Source organism: Burkholderia sp. GbtcB21, assembly GCF_019091065.1.
GTDB classification, from domain to species: domain Bacteria; phylum Pseudomonadota; class Gammaproteobacteria; order Burkholderiales; family Burkholderiaceae; genus Burkholderia; species Burkholderia pyrrocinia_C.
In genome coordinates this window covers 1-241 of the sequence record NZ_JAGXKA010000422.1, presented here as the reverse complement: position 1 = coordinate 241, position 241 = coordinate 1, and the positions used below count along the sequence as shown (strand labels likewise).

Sequence of the window (241 nt, the reverse complement as noted above, 5' to 3'; positions counted from 1 at the left end):
CGTTCTGGCCCGTGAATCTCGCGTCGCTCACGTTCTGGATGAACGTGCTGAGCGGCGCATACGGATGGGCCACCTACGCGCTCGGCGTGCTGTGGTCGCTGTCGGACGAAGAGGTGTTCTACCTGTCGTTTCCGCTGCTGTGCATCGCGCTGCGCCGCGCCGCGCGGCTGTTCGCGTTCTGGCTGCTGGTTGCCGCCGTCGGCCCCCTGTACCGCTTCACGCATTCGGGCGACGGAGGCGG

1 pseudogene is annotated in these 241 nt (G+C 67.6%); it reads left to right on the top strand.

The features are described 5' to 3' along the window. Positions 1-241: pseudogene (locus KVT39_RS37255) on the top strand (acyltransferase); the annotation flags it as partial.